The organism is Erwinia sp. S38, from assembly GCF_016624545.1.
Lineage (GTDB): Bacteria > Pseudomonadota > Gammaproteobacteria > Enterobacterales > Enterobacteriaceae > Erwinia > Erwinia coffeiphila.
The window spans coordinates 1-1597 of sequence record NZ_JACVTS010000061.1 but is presented as its reverse complement, the minus strand read 5'-3'; the positions used below and the strand labels follow the sequence as shown (position 1 = coordinate 1597).

3 protein-coding genes and 1 pseudogene are annotated in these 1597 nt (G+C 49.3%); 1 reads left to right on the top strand and 3 read right to left on the bottom strand.

What is annotated here, in order from left to right:
- Nucleotides 1-48: 48 nt before the first annotated feature.
- Nucleotides 49-193 (top strand): annotated as a pseudogene (locus tag IBT46_RS27525) (IS5/IS1182 family transposase); the annotation flags it as partial.
- Nucleotides 194-437: 244 nt separating this feature from the next.
- Here IBT46_RS27525 and IBT46_RS26975 read toward each other — a convergent pair.
- Genes IBT46_RS26975 through IBT46_RS26965 form a run of 3 tightly spaced genes read right to left on the bottom strand, consistent with a single transcriptional unit; the run spans nucleotide 438 to nucleotide 1424 of the window.
- Complete coding sequence (locus IBT46_RS26975) at nucleotides 438-686, bottom strand: YqjD family protein (protein ID WP_200548127.1); 249 nt, start codon at nucleotides 684-686, stop codon at nucleotides 438-440.
- 38 nt (nucleotides 687-724) lie between these two features.
- Nucleotides 725-1027 carry a YqjK family protein gene (locus IBT46_RS26970; RefSeq protein ID WP_200548126.1) on the bottom strand — a complete coding sequence of 101 codons (303 nt, stop codon included), beginning with the start codon at nucleotides 1025-1027 and terminating at the stop codon, nucleotides 725-727.
- Nucleotides 1020-1424: a phage holin family protein gene (locus IBT46_RS26965; protein WP_200548125.1), complete on the bottom strand. Its 405-nt coding sequence runs from the start codon at nucleotides 1422-1424 to the stop codon at nucleotides 1020-1022. Before IBT46_RS26965 ends, IBT46_RS26970 begins: the two co-directional genes overlap by 8 nt.
- Nucleotides 1425-1597: the final 173 nt, after the last annotated feature.

Sequence of the window (1597 nt, the reverse complement as noted above, 5' to 3'; positions counted from 1 at the left end):
GCGTGATCTGATCCTTCAACTCAGCAAAAGTTCGATTTATTCAACAAAGCCATGTACAGGGTAAAACAGGTGTTCGGAAGTTCACTGAAACTAGGTGACTACTATGGTCAGGTACCAGAGGCCAATGGTCATGGTGCGTGCGTTGAACAAAATGACAGAGGCAGATATGCCTGAAAACGTAAGTATTGCCTGAGCAGTGGACTGTTACAGGAAGGCTCGCCTTAAATCTGCTTTATTTAACAAAGCCGTGTGGCAACAGCAAATTTTTGCAACAGTGCCCTATAAAGTCTTCTATTGGACGTGTTGTATTAAGTTTGGGTAATGCTGCCAATTCACTGTTTTATTGAACAAATCAATATGACGCAGAAACCCGCGCGGTTTGTAAAGAATAACGGCACTCCGGGAACATGGCGTTCCCGGACCATATTTGTATATTATCAGCGACGCCCGATGAGCAGACCGACCAGCAGTCCGAATCCGACGGCAATCGCAACAGCTTTCACTGGATTATCATCCACCTGCTCGCGGACAAACTCAGCCACATCTTGAGCTGCCTGACCGCCCTGAGCGGCAAATTTGCGGGCGGCACCTTTTGCCTGATGTCCGTAATCATCGGTCAGCTCACCGTATTTCTGCTGTGCGGTGCCTGCAAGTTCCTTAATTTGGTCTTCTGCTTTTTCTGACATAGAGGCATTCCTTCTTTCAGGTAAATAATTCCGGAGGGTCACCTCACCCGTTTTCCGGAGGTGAACTGCCTGCGGATAAACCGCACGGTTCCCAAGACGCCCGCAGCCCTGCGAATATATAACAACAGCCGTCCGGGTTTTCTTCTCAGCCCCCTCATCAGCAGTAAACCACTGCAAAGCATGACGGGAGCTCTGAACTGGTACAACATTCCCCAGATCACATCCACCGACTGCATCCTCCTGTCCAACTCCTCACCGAGCCGGCGGATCTCAGCGCGCTGGGAGCGAATTTTATGCAGCAGCAGTATTTTTCGCTGCTGTCGTTCATGACGGCTATTCATCGTGGATTCCCGTTAGGGCTGAGACATCCTTCCGGAGCTGACTGCGCGTTTCCCTGAGCAACGTGGAGGTTCCAACCTTCACCCGGATAACGATACCCAGTATGACAGCCAGCGCAATCAGCGAACCAGTCACATACAGCAGCAGTATCTGCTGATCGGCAGGATCGGAAAACAGTAGGATGTACATTAGCAGGCTCATGATGCCGAAGGCAGTGAACAGCAGCGTCAGGCCGGTAAACAATATCAGCTGAAGAAGGTGCGCCTTCTCCTCCTCTAATTCAGTAACAGCAAGCTGAAGTCGGGTCCCGATGACCTCAGACGTCAGTGTGAGCAGGCGGGACACAATATCTATTAACTTTCCTGAAGGGCTTGCTGAAGATATGCGCTGTTTTTCCATGAATATCTCTTCCCTGTAAGAGGTTACAATGCCCGGGGCAGACGAAACGTAGATAAATTCAGTTAAGTCATCCTTTTCGCCTATGTCAAATTATTTTAAGACCTCTTCCTAAATAGCTGTTCGGAATAGTATATAACTTTGAGGGAGCTCAGCCCGGATTGTGCGATCTGATC